12 protein-coding genes, 1 tRNA gene and 1 pseudogene are annotated in these 14,272 nt (G+C 36.1%); 11 read left to right on the forward strand and 3 right to left on the reverse strand.

The annotated features are described in order from the left end of the window. Positions 1-156 precede the first annotated feature (156 nt). A tRNA-Arg gene (locus tag ACJ2A9_RS15620) sits at positions 157-233 on the forward strand. A 259-nt stretch (positions 234-492) separates the two neighbouring features. Then, positions 493-1,215, forward strand: coding sequence for a YheC/YheD family protein (locus tag ACJ2A9_RS15625; RefSeq protein ID WP_441422608.1), 723 nt, complete (start codon positions 493-495; stop codon positions 1,213-1,215). Positions 1,216-1,224: 9 nt separating this feature from the next. On the opposite strand, the pseudogene ACJ2A9_RS15630 reads toward ACJ2A9_RS15625, so the two are convergent. Next, positions 1,225-2,049, reverse strand: a pseudogene (locus ACJ2A9_RS15630) (glycosyltransferase family 4 protein); the annotation flags it as partial. 395 nt (positions 2,050-2,444) lie between these two features. Between ACJ2A9_RS15630 and ACJ2A9_RS15635 the strand changes: the two are divergent. After that, complete coding sequence (locus tag ACJ2A9_RS15635) at positions 2,445-3,203, forward strand: carbon-nitrogen hydrolase family protein (protein ID WP_441422609.1); 759 nt, start codon at positions 2,445-2,447, stop codon at positions 3,201-3,203. 213 nt (positions 3,204-3,416) lie between these two features. Here the strand turns inward: ACJ2A9_RS15635 and ACJ2A9_RS15640 are convergent, their stop codons facing one another. Next, positions 3,417-4,067 carry a YczE/YyaS/YitT family protein gene (locus ACJ2A9_RS15640; RefSeq protein ID WP_441422610.1) on the reverse strand — a complete coding sequence of 217 codons (651 nt, stop codon included), beginning with the start codon at positions 4,065-4,067 and terminating at the stop codon, positions 3,417-3,419. 219 nt (positions 4,068-4,286) lie between these two features. Here ACJ2A9_RS15640 and ACJ2A9_RS15645 point away from each other — a divergent pair, with 219 nt between their 5' ends. The 3 genes from ACJ2A9_RS15645 to ACJ2A9_RS15655 all read left to right on the forward strand — a co-directional run bounded on the left by ACJ2A9_RS15645 (position 4,287) and on the right by ACJ2A9_RS15655 (position 9,209). Further along, positions 4,287-5,435, forward strand: coding sequence for an acyl-CoA dehydrogenase family protein (locus ACJ2A9_RS15645; RefSeq protein WP_441422611.1), 1,149 nt, complete (start codon positions 4,287-4,289; stop codon positions 5,433-5,435). A 218-nt stretch (positions 5,436-5,653) separates the two neighbouring features. Further along, positions 5,654-7,396, forward strand: a complete 1,743-nt coding sequence (locus tag ACJ2A9_RS15650) for an ABC transporter ATP-binding protein (RefSeq protein ID WP_441422612.1) — start codon at positions 5,654-5,656, stop codon at positions 7,394-7,396. Further along, on the forward strand, positions 7,377-9,209 hold the full coding sequence (locus tag ACJ2A9_RS15655) for an ABC transporter ATP-binding protein (protein ID WP_441422613.1): 1,833 nt from the start codon (positions 7,377-7,379) through the stop codon (positions 9,207-9,209). The genes ACJ2A9_RS15650 and ACJ2A9_RS15655 overlap by 20 nt, the downstream gene beginning before the upstream one ends. 32 nt (positions 9,210-9,241) lie before the next feature. On the opposite strand, the gene ACJ2A9_RS15660 is transcribed toward ACJ2A9_RS15655, so the two are convergent. Further along, entirely contained in the window at positions 9,242-9,688 is a 447-nt protein-coding gene (locus ACJ2A9_RS15660; protein WP_441422614.1) for a cupredoxin domain-containing protein, read from the reverse strand. Between the two features lie 282 nt (positions 9,689-9,970). Here ACJ2A9_RS15660 and ACJ2A9_RS15665 point away from each other — a divergent pair, with 282 nt between their 5' ends. From ACJ2A9_RS15665 to ACJ2A9_RS15685, 5 genes are all read left to right on the forward strand, one after another. After that, positions 9,971-10,972, forward strand: a complete 1,002-nt coding sequence (locus ACJ2A9_RS15665) for a LacI family DNA-binding transcriptional regulator (RefSeq protein ID WP_441422615.1) — start codon at positions 9,971-9,973, stop codon at positions 10,970-10,972. A 13-nt stretch (positions 10,973-10,985) separates the two neighbouring features. After that, a complete protein-coding gene (locus ACJ2A9_RS15670) occupies positions 10,986-11,936 on the forward strand; it encodes a sugar kinase (RefSeq protein ID WP_441422616.1) in 951 nt (316 codons plus the stop codon). Between the two features lie 15 nt (positions 11,937-11,951). Beyond that, the gene (gene hxlA, locus ACJ2A9_RS15675) at positions 11,952-12,587 is read left to right on the forward strand and encodes a 3-hexulose-6-phosphate synthase (RefSeq protein WP_441422617.1); all 636 of its coding nucleotides are present in this window, start codon (positions 11,952-11,954) and stop codon (positions 12,585-12,587) included. Further along, on the forward strand, positions 12,571-13,128 hold the full coding sequence (gene hxlB, locus ACJ2A9_RS15680; protein WP_441422618.1) for a 6-phospho-3-hexuloisomerase: 558 nt from the start codon (positions 12,571-12,573) through the stop codon (positions 13,126-13,128). The genes hxlA and hxlB overlap by 17 nt, the downstream gene beginning before the upstream one ends. 69 nt (positions 13,129-13,197) lie before the next feature. Continuing rightward, positions 13,198-14,235, forward strand: a complete 1,038-nt coding sequence (locus ACJ2A9_RS15685) for a TRAP transporter substrate-binding protein (protein WP_441422619.1) — start codon at positions 13,198-13,200, stop codon at positions 14,233-14,235. The last annotated feature ends 37 nt before the right edge of the window (positions 14,236-14,272 follow it).

The raw sequence follows: 14,272 nt of genomic DNA on the forward strand, positions 1-14,272 counted from the left end.
ATTAATTAATTATCTTAGTATTTTGTACCCTTAGCTCAGCAACGAGCAAAACATCAGTGAAATAACTACGAGTTGTTTCGACGCAGCTAGCATCTAAGAAATACGAGAAGAGGAAGAAACAGGATTTTTTCTTTGAAAATACATCAATAAACATCTGCGCCCTTAGCTCAGCAGGATAGAGCAACGGCCTTCTAAGCCGTCGGTCAGAGGTTCGAATCCTCTAGGGTGCGCCATTAACAAAAAAATAGCTATACATAAATAAGAAAAAAAGATCTAACTTAGGTTAGGTCTTTTTTATTTACATAACATTATTTATATAGTAGAGAATATTTTGGATTAAGTGAGGGAGTACTGTTGTTAATTATTATTCAAAATGGATCCCTTCTGATAGCTTTATCTAACTGTTAACTAGTTTTGAAGGAAACAAATCGTTGAGTTAATAGCCGTTTTATCACCTATTACATATACTTGTTAAAAAAAGGGGTGAAGTTAATGATCGGTATCCTCCTTTCCCAATATATATTAAGTAAAATCACTAAAGGTAAAAAAACGATTGAAAATATAGATTTTTATGTAAAAGCAGCGGATGATGAAAAACAAGATATTTGCTTTTATGCCATAAAAAATATTCAACGAAATAAAAATCAGGTCAATGGATATATATACTCCTATTTAAAGCAAACATTTCAAAAGAAAACCGTAATCATCCCTAAGGTTAACTTATGTCGACTAAATTTACGTACGCGAAAAGGTGTAGGGAGATTAAACAAACTCGAAAAAAATTATGGGGTTATTTTTATCAATAAAACGCTACAAAAGGATCGTAACAAATACGATATTAACCATTATTTGTGTGGAATCCCTATGATACGGCCACATATTCCGGATACCGAACGTCTAACGCATGATCTTCTTCAGCAATTTTTACAAAAATATAAGACAGTCTATATTAAACCTTCTAATGGTAGCCTTGGCAGCAAAATAATAAAGATCTCAAGCAAAGGACTCGGTAACAATACCACTTATGTTGTAGATAATCAGTGGCGAAAAATAGTATTTCCAAAAGTGCAATTGCCTCACTATTTAGTAAGTCGATTCAAAAATCCAAAATTGTACCACATTCAGGAAGAAATTTCGGCCATAGAATATGAAGGAGCTAAATGTGACTTCTGGAACTGCAGTAATGTTTGGGGCAACTACAGGACATCCAACTGACATTGCCTCTGTAAAAATATTGCCGAATGATTCTCTTTGAGTTGTTGAGAGGAGACATCCACCAGAATAAGAAACCTTGGAATAGATCAGTGGGAGATCTTTGTAAAGAACAACAGGAAACCATTTAACATGGTTAGATAGTGACAGTTTTTGTATCATTTTTTCGAAATCACCTGCTTCAGCGCTATGTTTTCCTCCGATGACCCAAAGTTCAAGATCTTTATGTTCCATAATTAATGATTTATAGATTTGTAATAGAAATTTCCAGCGTTTTTGTTGGTCAAGTAGGTTTCCAACCCATAAGAGAACTTTTTTATTTTGTGGAAGCTCTGGTTCTTTGTTTCTTAGCAGATTCAAATTTGTAATCGGTTTAAAGAATTCTGTATCGATCGAGTTATAAATAACAGATAAAGGGATATCTTTGCGATAAGCAGTTACATTACTTTTTTGAAAATTAGAAGGTACAATAATATGAGTTGGATCAATACCTGTCGTATTCGTAATTTGCCGCTTCACGTATTCAGCTCGTGGGACTCTAGATTCAAGTATAATTGTTCCATTATAATTGGCTTTCTTAATCAGTGGATACATTTCTCTGTAATCTACAACAATAATACAGTCGTAATTATTCAATTTTATTATTCTAACGATTTCGGCATTATTTTTGGTCAAATAGTATTTTGCTACACCATCCAATAGAGTATTACCACCAGTATCTTCTGTATAAAGAAATTCAGTAGTGATGCCATACTTGGAAAAATAACTAGCCCTATTTCTCCAACCGGTGTTAATCCCTCCTACAGAAAGACGTTTCCACATGACTAAAATCTTCATCGCAGCCACCTCGTATAATAAATAATCGAATGCCAAATAGTATTTTTACTATCGAAATATAAGCATCAGCCTCTTTAGATAAGATATATTGAGTAGGTGCTTTTTGACACGGCGGTTGTATTTGTTTTGATGAAAAATCTCAATATATGAATTCCAGCAGAGTCTAGGATCCTGATACTTCCTAGCCTCTTCATTGTCCGAAAAGCCCGGTTAGTGTCCCGATGCACAGGCGTTGCATCGGGGACGTGGCGATCTTAGCCTGAGACCGTTAAACTATCAGTAGGGGGATGAAGATAAACCCCTGTTTATGATAGTTTCATTTTATTGTGGCATCATGGTATGAGTGCTATTATTTAGAGTGTAAATGTTAATCGGTTTGATAAGGGGGAAATTTATTGAAACAAATAAAAATTTCTTTATTACATCTATTACCTATTGCAGGGAATATCCCATATAATCAAAAACTAATTGAAAAAGCAGTAACACAAGCATCAGCTAATAAAGCTGATTGGATTATTACACCTGAATTAGCTGTAAGTGGCTTGCAGTTTTCACATCTAATTGGAACGGATTGGATTAATGAACAACCAGACGATTGGCTAAAACATTTTTGTAAACTTGTAGACGCTGTTAATGCAACTGTTTTTCTTGGCTGTGCTGAAAGGTCAATAGATAATCATCTTTATAATACAGTATTTGTTATTAACCAAAATGGTGAAATCATTGGAAAACAGAGAAAGCTATCCAGGGTGGATAATTGGTCGACATCGGGTAAAGAAATTATGCCTATTGAGATTAGTAATGTAAAAGTTGGCGTTCTAGTATGTGCTGATTCTTATAACCCAAAAATTGCTCATAGTTTATTAGATCAAGGAGCAAAGTTTTTAGTGGCACCTTCATCATGGGGACCAGGTTTACATGGACCAACTGGAGAGTGGGAGCAAAGATCAAAAGAAACAGGCTTACCTTTAATTGTTTGTAATCGTACAGGGGAAGATAAGACAGTAACATTTTGGGAAGCTGAAAGTCTTGTTATTAATAATGGACAACGTCTTCTCTCTCATAAGTCCTCACGATCGGCTATTTTGAGCTTTGAGTGGGATATGGAGAAGATGGAATTATTATCGAACGAATTTGAAGTTGAATATCTGTAAGTATTTTATTTAAGTGGAGACTTCCTTATTACATTTGCTAAGGAAGTCTTTTTTTGTTGACTCTCACTCAGCGTAATACTTTACAATAATGAGTGAAAGGAGGGCTGAATAATATGGCAATGAGAGTAATTAGAAAAGTGATAAGTAGCATTATTTTGATCAGCAAAAAAATGACAGAACAATAGGAGAAACCCTAGTGTTTCTCAGTGTCAGTTACCTTTCCACCTTGACTAAGTTTGTTTGTTTTGGCATGTTTTTTTGGAGGAGTAAATGTAACAGCTCTTTACTTTGCGGAAGTGACACCTGCAATAATGTGCCAAGAAAAAATGCAATAATAATCGTCCCCACACCAACAGGTCCACCTAATAACCATCCAAGGAGTAATACAGTAACCTCGATACCATTACGAACTGCCTGAATACTCCAACCCGTTTTCTCAACGATTAATAACATAATTGAATCACGTGGACCTGCTCCAAAATCAGCAGCAACATAAAGACCAATTCCATAACTTAAGATGATGACACCTAGAGAGAAAACAATGACTTGAATCATAATGCTTTCTGGGTTTGGTAATATAAAGTTGAATAGATCGATAAAAATCCCTAATAAAAACATATTAATAAAAGCGCCGATTTTAGGCAGTTTTTTTGTGAAAAGGGAAGTTATGGTTAAAAGTAAGAATCCGGTAATAATTGACCATGTACCAATCGATAATCCAAATTGGACAAATAATCCATAATGAAAAACATCCCAAGGTCCAATTCCTAAATCTTTTCCTTTTATCGTTAAAGTAATACCGAATGCAAGTGTAATTAGTCCAAATACAAAAAAAGACCAGCGTAATAATAATTCTCTTCTCATTCAATTATCTCCCTATTCGTTCTAAAATTCTATAGTAGTATAACATATTATTAGATAGTTAGAATAGATGGAGGAGTAAAGTACGATGATAGGATTTAGATTAAGATGTTTGCAATACTGAAGATACTTTTGTTATAAGTAAAATAAGAAGAATGAATAGAACGATCTAATATTATAGTAAAACAAATTTAAAAACGTAATCATAGGGTGGGATTGGCAATGGATTTAAAATCGATACATACTAGTAAGGAAAGAAGAAAATCGCTTGAAAAGATAGTAAAGCCGTTTATAGAGCGGGCAAAAAAGCATGATGAAGATAACTCGTTTCCATATGAAAACATTGAGGACTTACGAAAAGTCGGTTATCCTTCTTTAACAGTCCCAAAGCGGTATGGAGGTCTTGAAATCTCACTGCTTGAAATGGTTCAGCTCCAAGAAACAATTGGAAAGGCAGATGGATCTACCGCTCTTTCAATCGGTTGGCACATGGGAATCGTCAAGAATTTACATGAAAATCCAACGTGGGAGGAGTCAACGTACCAGAAATTTTGTGAGGATGTTGTAAATCGTGGCGCTTTAATTAATAATGCCTCTTCTGAACGTGCCACTGGTAGTCCAACAAGAGGTGGTAAGCCTGAAACTGAAGCCATTGCACAAGGGGAACAATGGGTGATCTCTGGTAGAAAGACATTTACTACGCTATCCCCAGTTCTTGATTACTTTGTTGTTAGTGCGTCGATAAAAGGTACTGATCAAGTCGGCAGTTTTTTAATACATAGGGAATCAAATGGTGTAACCATTGAAGAAACATGGGATTCAATTGCAATGAGAGGGACTGGTAGTCATGATCTTGTATTAGAAGGAGTTAAGGTAAGTAAAGAAAGCCTTGTTGAATACATAACACCAGGTAATAAACGAGCTGCTGGATGGTTATTACACATTCCTGCTTGTTATTTAGGGATTGCCAAGGCAGCCAAGGAGGATGCGATACAATTTGCAAAAAGCTATTCTCCCAACAGTATTGAAGGAACAATAGCTGATTTACCAAATGTGAAACAAAAAATTGGTGAAATGGAGCTGCGGATTCTTCAGAGTCAACACTTTCTATATGCTGTTGCCAAAACTTGGGATGAAGCAGATCAAGATGCTCGTCAACTGATGAAGCCAGACCTTTCAGCTGTAAAGCATTCAGTTGTCAATCAGGCGATTGAAGTTGTCGATTTGGCCATGCGGATTGTAGGAGCACAAAGCTTGTCACAGCAAAATCCACTGCAAAGGTATTACCGTGATGTACGAGCAGGCCTGCATAATCCACCAATGGATGATATGACAATTATGTTATTAGCTAATAGTGCGATGAAGGAATAACTCTAGAAGATATTTTTTAGCATTATCACTTTATACGTGGTAATGCTTTTTGTCTTGATCATAAAATTATTCTAGTAATCTTATAATTATTAATTATGAAGAATTTCATGTAATATAGATTATAATCTACAATCTATGTTGTTTGATAATTAGAAGGTGCAACTTTGTCTAGCTTCATTCCCTAGTTGTATGCGCTTTTCTTAAGTCTGGAGGGTTATATGTTAAAAACATTGGCTTACCTTAAACCTTATCGATTTTTTATGGCTGTAGCATTATTTTTATTATTTATAGAGCTAATTGTAGAATTAATTCAACCATTATTTATGGCAAAAATTATTAATGATGGCATTTTGAAAGAAGATCTTTCGATTGTAATGTTTTGGGGCGGGATCATGGTTGGTCTCTCTTTTCTTGCCTTTTTGGCGGGAATTATAAATTCGTTCTTTGCAGCCCATGTTAGTCAACATTATGGCTATGATTTACGAAAGAATTTATATGAGAAAGTTCAATCGTTCTCCTTTGCGAATTTTAACAGATTTCCAACTTCCTCTTTAATAACGAGAATGACTAATGATGTAAACCAAATTCAAATGGTTGTGTTTATGGGCTTGCGTATAATGTTACGTGCGCCGCTGGTTGTTATTGGTGGTATGATCATGGCTTTTTTGATAAATGTAAAAATCGCCATGTTTATTATTATTGCTGTTTCAATTCTTATGTTGTTTTTATTCTGGGTATTAAAAAAAGGGAGAATGCTGTTTAGTACAGTTCAGGAAAGGCTGGATGGAGTAAATAAAGTAATGCGGGAAAACTTATGGGGAATAAGAATCATTAAAGCCCTTTTAAGAAAAGAGCATGAAGAGAAACGCTTTACTAACGCAAATGATGAGTTACGCGAGAAAACAGTTTCGGCATTACGATTGATGGAAGTGACGATGCCGATACTCATGCTGGTTATGAACTTAAGTATATTGGGAGTTCTTTGGTTTGGCAGTATTGGTGTATCTTCTGGTAGCGCTAATGTCGGTGATGTCGTAGCTATTGTTAATTATGCAACAAGAATTACTGCGGCATTTTCAATATTTTCGATGATCATTATGATTTTTTCCCGTGGAAGAGCTTCGGCAAGTCGGATATCAGACGTATTAGAGACGGAAGTTGATGTAACGGATTTAGATAACCCAGACAAATCATTACGAATGAATGGTGGGAAAATTGAGTTTACATCTGTTTCGTTTACATACCCTGACTCAAATGAACATGTTCTTTCTGATCTTTCTTTTGTTATTGATCCTGGGAAAACGGTAGCAATACTAGGAGCAACAGGCTCTGGAAAGACTTCATTGTTTCAATTAATTCCAAGGTTATATGATGTAACAAAAGGAAATATCTTTATTGATGGTTATAACATCAAAATGATGAAACTTAATTATTTAAGGAAGCAAATTGGGTATGTTCCACAAGAGGCATTACTTTTTACAGGAACAGTGAAAGAAAACATCAAATGGGGAAAAGAAGATGCTACATTAGAAGAAATCATTGAAGCGGCAAAATCAGCACAAATTCATGAGACAATTATGAATATGCCACTTCAATATGATACGATCATTGGTCAAAAAGGAGTAAATTTATCAGGGGGACAAAAGCAAAGACTATCCATTGCAAGAGCTCTGATTAGAAAACCGAAACTCCTATTGTTAGATGACAGTACAAGTGCCCTCGATGTGAGTACGGAGGCGAAATTATTTAAAAAAATAAAAGAGCATCACTGTACAACGTTAATCATTACCCAAAAGATTAGTACGGCACTTTCGGCTGATCAGATTTTACTCTTAGAGGATGGGAAGCTGATTGCTGACGGAAATCATGACGAACTGATTCAAAGTTCTGCACTCTATTTAGAAATTGTACGCTCTCAGTATGGAAAGGAGTGGAATTATCATGTTCAAACAGTTAAGTAAACCTTTCCAACACAAGAAAATTTCATTTGACAATCCGCAATCAGAAAATGACCAAAAAAAATCAAAAGCAAAAAATATGCGAGGAACGATTACTAGACTGTGGGGGTATCTTTCTGAAAGTAAAGGGCAACTGGCTCTTGTCTTGCTCATGATTGTTCTCAGTTCAAGTCTTACTCTTCTTGGTCCATTTTTAGTGGGGATAGCGATTGATAATTATATTGTAACAAAAGATACTAGTGGTATTACGAGGCTGTTAATTGGCCTAGTAGTCATTTATGTAATGTTATCGGCATCAAAGTGGCTACAAAGCTATTGGATGATAAGGATTGCCCAACACACCGTCTATACATTACGAACACAATTATTTAGTCATTTGCATACATTGCCGATCACCTTTTTTGATCAGCGTCAACAAGGTGAACTAATGAGTAGAGTAACTAATGATATTGAAAATGTCAGTTCAACACTGAATAGCTCAGTTGTTCAAATCTTTACAAGTATACTAACGTTGATTGGGATTGTTTCTGTCATGCTTTGGCTAAGTCCGTTACTTACACTTATTACATTAATCATTATTCCGCTCATGTTCTTTGGTATGAAATGGATTACAAAACGGACCGGAAGACTTTTTAAAGAACAGCAAAAAAACCTAGGTGATTTGAATGGTTTTATTGAGGAATCAGTTTCTGGTCAAAGGATTGTCAAAACGTTTTCTCAAGAGGAGCGAGTGATTGCTGATTTCAAGGTTAAAAATGAAAGACTTAGAGAATCAGGGTTTTGGGCTCAAACATATTCAGGTTTTATCCCAAAATTGATGAATGTCTTAAATAATTTAAGCTTTGCCATCATTACTGGTGTTGGAGGGATCTTTGCTTTATACGGAATGATTTCAATTGGAGTAATTGTCATTTTTACTGAGTATGCTCGTCAGTTTACACGTCCGTTAAACGATCTTGCTAATCAATTTAACACCATTCTCTCAGCAATTGCTGGAGCAGAGAGGGTGTTTGAAGTGCTTGATGAAAGCGATGAAGCAGTCGATGAAATAGAGGCCATCAATGTTGAACAAGTAAAAGGAGATGTGGAGTTTCAAAATGTAACGTTTTCCTATGATAAGGAAGTTAAAACAATTAAAAGTGTCAGCTTCTGTGTTTCAGCTGGACAAACGATTGCATTAGTAGGATCAACAGGCGCGGGAAAAACAAGCTTAATTAACTTACTTTCACGCTTTTATGATCCAGATCGAGGAAGTATTTTCATTGACGGTATCGATAGTAAAAAAATGAAGAGAGAGAGTCTACGTAGGCAGATGGGTTTTGTCTTGCAGGATACCTTCCTTTTCGAAGGTACGATCAGAGAGAATATTCGCTACGGCAAACTCGATGCGAGTGATGAAGAGGTAGAAAGAGCAGCTAAACTCGCTAATGCACACTCGTTTATTATGAAATTACCTCATCAATATGATTCGTTTTTACAGCAGGATGGATCAGGGATTAGTCAAGGTCAAAAGCAGCTCCTATCGATTGCTCGTGCTATCCTTTCAAACCCATCAATTTTAATTCTCGATGAAGCAACAAGTAGCATTGATACGATAACTGAAATGAAGATACAACAAGCGTTACAGCGATTGATGAAAGGAAGAACGAGTTTTGTCATTGCCCATCGTTTAAATACGATCAGACAAGCGGATCAAATCCTTGTCTTACAAGATGGTTGTATTATTGAAAAAGGAAATCATCATGACCTACTCGATCATCAAGGCTTTTATGCCGGATTATATCATGGTCAATGGAAGAATGGATTGATTTCATAATAATTGAAAGAAGAGCCCAATAGGCTCTTCTATTATTGTACAACAATATAGCCAATCATCGGGCCATTGTCAGCAATTGTTGCATGTGTTGTACAGATTAACCGGTAGACGCCTTCTTTTTCGAATTGGAGATGAAGAACTGTTTCTTTTCCTTTCTGGACAGTTCCACTTACATCGGTTCCTTCAATAATGAAAGGATGTTCCTTTCCATTTACCCCGAAGATCGATAGTTTTACTTTTTCCCCTTTTGGAACAAAAATAGTACCAGGATCCCATCGGTATGCTTCTATTTCTTTTCCATCTTCTGTTGTTGTCTTGAATTCTCCAGTAACGAGATTAATTTCAAATTCATTTTGTTCCGCTTGGTTGGACATTGTTGTTTCAGTAGGTGATGGGGAGAAAAAGTACAAACCAGTAGCTATAATAATACATACAATTCCTAAAACAAGCCATTTTTTGCGTACAACCATAAATGTCATAACGATTGTCCTCCTTTTCATAGATTACTTATTTGTATGCACACATGTAATAAAAACTTGTCTACTATTTCAAATTTTGTTTAATAGGAAGTAGTTTTATTTTCAGAAAAAAGAAGGTACTGTATAGGGAAAATTTAGTAACTAAAAAAAACTATTGTAAAACGCTTTCATTTATTTTATACTCTAACTAAATCGATTTACTAAACCGATTTACTAAAACGATTTAGTGAATAGGTAAGTCAATTCATTATGTAGAAATAATAAGAAGTATGGAGATAAAATATGCGTAAAGTTACGATAACCGATGTAGCCAAAAAAGCAAATGTATCAAAAAGTACTGTCTCCCAATATTTAAACAAGCGTTTTGATTATATGGCTGAGAAGACCAAGGAGAGAATTGAACAAGCAATTGAAGAATTAGGTTATAAACCTAATATCGTTGCTAGAAGTTTAAAACAGAAATCCACTTCAACAATCGGAGTTATTGTAGCTAATATTTTACATGCATTTTCAACACAAGTAATTCGAGCCATTGAGGATTACTGCCATGAGTATGGGTTTCATATCATCGTTTGTAATGCCGATGATGAACCCGAAAAAGAAAAGAAATACATTGAAATGTTATTAGCCAAACAAGTTGATGGATTAATAATTTTTCCGACTGTTGGAAATGTGGATACTTATCAAGATTTAGTTAAAGCGAATTATCCGGTTGTTTTTATCGACCGAATGGTACACGATGTAAAGATTCCATCAGTTATGTTAAATAATGAAAAGGCTTCTGACTTAGCAGTTACTCACTTTGCTGAAAAAGGATATAAAAAAATAGGAATCATTACAACATCTGTCAGTCACAATGTGACACCGAGAATTGAACGTGTAAAAGGATTTAAGAAATCATTAGTAGAAAATAACCTTCCTGTAATAAATGATTTTATAAAAAGCCTTGAAGTTGATGAAATTCAACAAGGTCTCAAGGACATGCTTCAACAAGAGAATTGCCCTGACGCATTGTTAGCTGGAAATGATCTAGTGTTAATGGAAATTCTAAAGTATGTAAAAGATCACTCCATTAACATACCAACTGAATTAGCGGTAATTGGGATCGATGATGTTGAGTTTGCCGGGGTGTATTATCCGACTTTAACAACGATTGCCCAGCCTACATTTGAGATGGGGCTAAAAGCTGCAACTTTAATTCTTGATAAATTACAAAATAAAGAGATTGATAGTGAAGAGATTTACAGATTCGAACCGACTCTCATAAGTCGTGAATCTTGTTAGGAGGAACACAGACATGGATGTAATTACGATAGGAGATGCGATGGTATCCCTAAATCCTCAATCGAAAGGTCCACTGCGCTTTGTATCAGCTTTTGATCGAAAAGTAGGTGGAGCTGAGCTAAATGTTGCAATTGGATGTTCAAGGTTAGGGTTACAAACAAGATGGATTAGTCGACTTGGTAAGGATGAGTTTGGTCGCTATATTTATAACTTTGTACGAGGAGAAGGCGTTGATGTTTCGGAAGTGAAGTTGGTTGACGGATATCCAACATCAGTACATTTTAAAGAAATTTTTGAAGATGGAAGTGGAAGTACGTACTATTATCGTTCGAACTCACCAACATCAACAATTACAGAGAATGCAATACATCCATCACAGTTTGCTGGAGCTAAACTTCTGCATATTACAGGTGTCTTTCCAGCAGTGGATAAAGATAAGAATGTAGATGTTATTAAAAAAGCAATACTTCTTGCAAAGGAACAAGGCTTACTGATTTCATGTGATCCAAATATCCGTCTAAAGCTTTGGAGCAAAGAGGATGCTAAAGCAGCGTTACAAGAATTTTTACCTTATGTTGATATTTTACTAACCGGTGTAGATGAAGCAAAAATTATATTTGGAACAGACATACCTGAAGAAATTATCGCAGCCAGTAAGAAGTTTGGAATATCCTACATTGCGATAAAGCAAGGTGAAATAGGTTCAATTGGATACCATAATGAGGAATATCTTGTAGCACCTGCTGTCAAGCCGAAGAAGGTTGTTGATACTGTTGGTGCAGGAGACGGATTTGACGTTGGGTTTATCTATGGGGTACTGCAAAACTGGCCATTAGAAAAAATCTTACATTTTGCAAATACGATAGGATCAATGATTGTTAGTGTTTCTGGTGATAATGAAGGATTACCATACTTGGATGATCTCCTTGTACAGCTTGGAGAGAAGGAGTTTATTGAAAGGTAGAAAGGGGGACACAGCATGAATATACAGTTAGCGCTTGATCGACTTAGCAAAGACGAATGTTTCAGGATACTTGAGGAAACAGTCGATTCCATTGATTGGATCGAAATTGGTACAGGTGTCATTAAAGAATATGGAATGACCATTGTACGTGAAATCAAGAGTATGTATCCAAATAAAGTGATTGTTGCTGATATGAAAACGTGTGACGCTGGTAAACATGAAGCACTTCAAGCATTTGAGGCTGGTGCTGATATCACAACAGTTATGGCCTTCTCTGCAGATAAAACGATTACCGACATGCTAGAGGTTGCCAAGCAACTACAGAAACGAATTATGGTCGACTTATTAGGTGTGACAGATCAAAATCGTATGAAAGAGCTAGAAGGTTTAGGGATAGATCTCGTTAGTTTGCATTATGGGAAGGACATGCAAACAGAGGGAGAAATGCAAGATGATATCTTCTCTCTGTTAGATAATCACTCAACCTTTGAAGTAGCGGTTGCCGGTGGCATTAATGTAGGTAGTCTGCCTGGGATAATAGAAAAGAGACCAACTACTGTTATTGTTGGTAGTGCAATCACTAAGGCTGATAGTCGAGCTGTAGCTGAGAAAATGAGAGGAATGATCGAAAAGTATGAAATCAGTCATTGAAACTGTGGCAAATGAAATGTCCACTGTTCTTGCAAATGTAAATGAAGAGGAAGCTCTGCAGTTAAGTCAAGAGCTTAAACAAGCAAAGAGAATCTTTGTTACCGGTGAAGGTCGCTCCGGATTAATGGGTAAGGCCTTTGCGATGCGACTTATGCACGGAGGATTCAATGTGTTTGTCATTGGTGAAACCGTTACACCGAGTATTGAATCAGGAGACTTGTTAGTTGCTATTTCTGGATCGGGTTCAACAGGAGCAATCTATCAGTTTGCAACAAAAGCAAAAGACGTCGGTGCAAATGTATTTTTAGTAACGACAAATCGAGAGTCTAAGATTGCAGCAATAAGTGATGGGGTACTTGTCATTCCTGCGGCAACAAAGTATCGCCATCCGCATGAACCAAAGACGATTCAACCGCTTGGAAATCAATTTGATCAAGCTGTACACCTTGTGCTTGATGCGACTATTATCGGTACATTAAACAATGTAGAGTCAGACACTGATTTTGCGGAAATGACCAAAAGGCATGCAAATCTTGAATAGAGTAGTTAATCTTAGCCTATTCATTTTTGATAAAAAAACAAACAGAAAGCAACTTGAGGAGGAAATGAAATGAAAAGATCTGTAATGACAACAATATTTTCAGTGTTAACAGCTTCAATGCTACTAGTAGGTTGTGGAGGAAATGAAGAAACAAGTAACACAGGTGGGGAAGGTGCAGCTGAAAGTCTAAAGATTATCGCTGCTCATAACCAAACATCACCTGACAATCCATACCAGGATGGATTAATAAAATTTAAAGAAGTAGCAGAGAGTGAATCAGATGGAGCAATCGAAGTTGAAGTCCACGCAGGTACATTAGGAACTGAAGAGTCAGAATTGGTTGAAAAACTTAAATTAGGTGGCGCGGATGTTGTTTTAGTATCTCCTGGTTTTATGACGGCAACTGGTATTAAAGAAGTTGATTTATTTGCCCTTCCGTACCTTTTTGAAAGCTATGACCACTGGGAAAGTGTAGTTGACGGAGAAGTTGGGGAAGAAATTGCTGCGTTAATTAATGAGAAGTCTAACAATGACTTTAAGATTATTGGATATTGGACAGCCGGTGTAAGACACTATTACGGTAAAAAGCCTTTAGAATCAATTGAAGACATTAAAGGAATGACAATTCGAACACAAACGTCTGGTGTAGTTTCAGAGTACTGGCAACAAGTCGGCGCAATCCCAACATCTGTAGCTTGGGGAGAGTTATATCAAGCATTACAACAAAATGTTGTTGATTCTTCTGAAAATGCTTACCCTTATTTCGTGCAACAAAATCATCACAAGACACCAAACGGAAAATATACAACAGAAACAGCGCATGACTACACAACTCGTCTATTATTAATTAGCGGCAAGAAATTTGATGCATTAACTGATGAGCAAAAAGAAATCTTACTTGCTGCTGCGGAAGCATCTGTCGAAGCTGAGCGTCAGGCGTTATATACTCAAGAAGAAGAGTACAAGCAATTAGCAATTGAAGATGGTGCAGAAATTAACGAAATTGATCGTGCTCCATTTATCGAAATTGCGAAGCCGCTTCATGAGAAAGCTGCTCAAGATATGGGTGTTGTTGAGTTATTAAATAAAATTTACGAATTAAAGTAATAGGTAGAAACGAAAAGGGAGGACACAGGACACAATT

This window comes from Anaerobacillus sp. MEB173, from assembly GCF_052119505.1.
GTDB lineage: Bacteria > Bacillota > Bacilli > Bacillales > JBJMAU01 > JBJMAU01.

Coding starts and splice junctions, on each gene's coding strand:
- hxlB (WP_441422618.1), top strand. CDS start 12,571: ATGAAATCAGTCATTGAAACTGTGGCAAATGAAATGTCCACTGTTCTT.
- hxlA (WP_441422617.1), top strand. CDS start 11,952: ATGAATATACAGTTAGCGCTTGATCGACTTAGCAAAGACGAATGTTTC.
- ACJ2A9_RS15670 (WP_441422616.1), top strand. CDS start 10,986: ATGGATGTAATTACGATAGGAGATGCGATGGTATCCCTAAATCCTCAA.
- ACJ2A9_RS15640 (WP_441422610.1), bottom strand. CDS start 4,067: ATGAGAAGAGAATTATTATTACGCTGGTCTTTTTTTGTATTTGGACTA.
- ACJ2A9_RS15665 (WP_441422615.1), top strand. CDS start 9,971: ATGCGTAAAGTTACGATAACCGATGTAGCCAAAAAAGCAAATGTATCA.
- ACJ2A9_RS15685 (WP_441422619.1), top strand. CDS start 13,198: ATGAAAAGATCTGTAATGACAACAATATTTTCAGTGTTAACAGCTTCA.
- ACJ2A9_RS15655 (WP_441422613.1), top strand. CDS start 7,377: ATGTTCAAACAGTTAAGTAAACCTTTCCAACACAAGAAAATTTCATTT.
- ACJ2A9_RS15650 (WP_441422612.1), top strand. CDS start 5,654: ATGTTAAAAACATTGGCTTACCTTAAACCTTATCGATTTTTTATGGCT.
- ACJ2A9_RS15625 (WP_441422608.1), top strand. CDS start 493: ATGATCGGTATCCTCCTTTCCCAATATATATTAAGTAAAATCACTAAA.
- ACJ2A9_RS15660 (WP_441422614.1), bottom strand. CDS start 9,688: ATGACATTTATGGTTGTACGCAAAAAATGGCTTGTTTTAGGAATTGTA.
- ACJ2A9_RS15645 (WP_441422611.1), top strand. CDS start 4,287: ATGGATTTAAAATCGATACATACTAGTAAGGAAAGAAGAAAATCGCTT.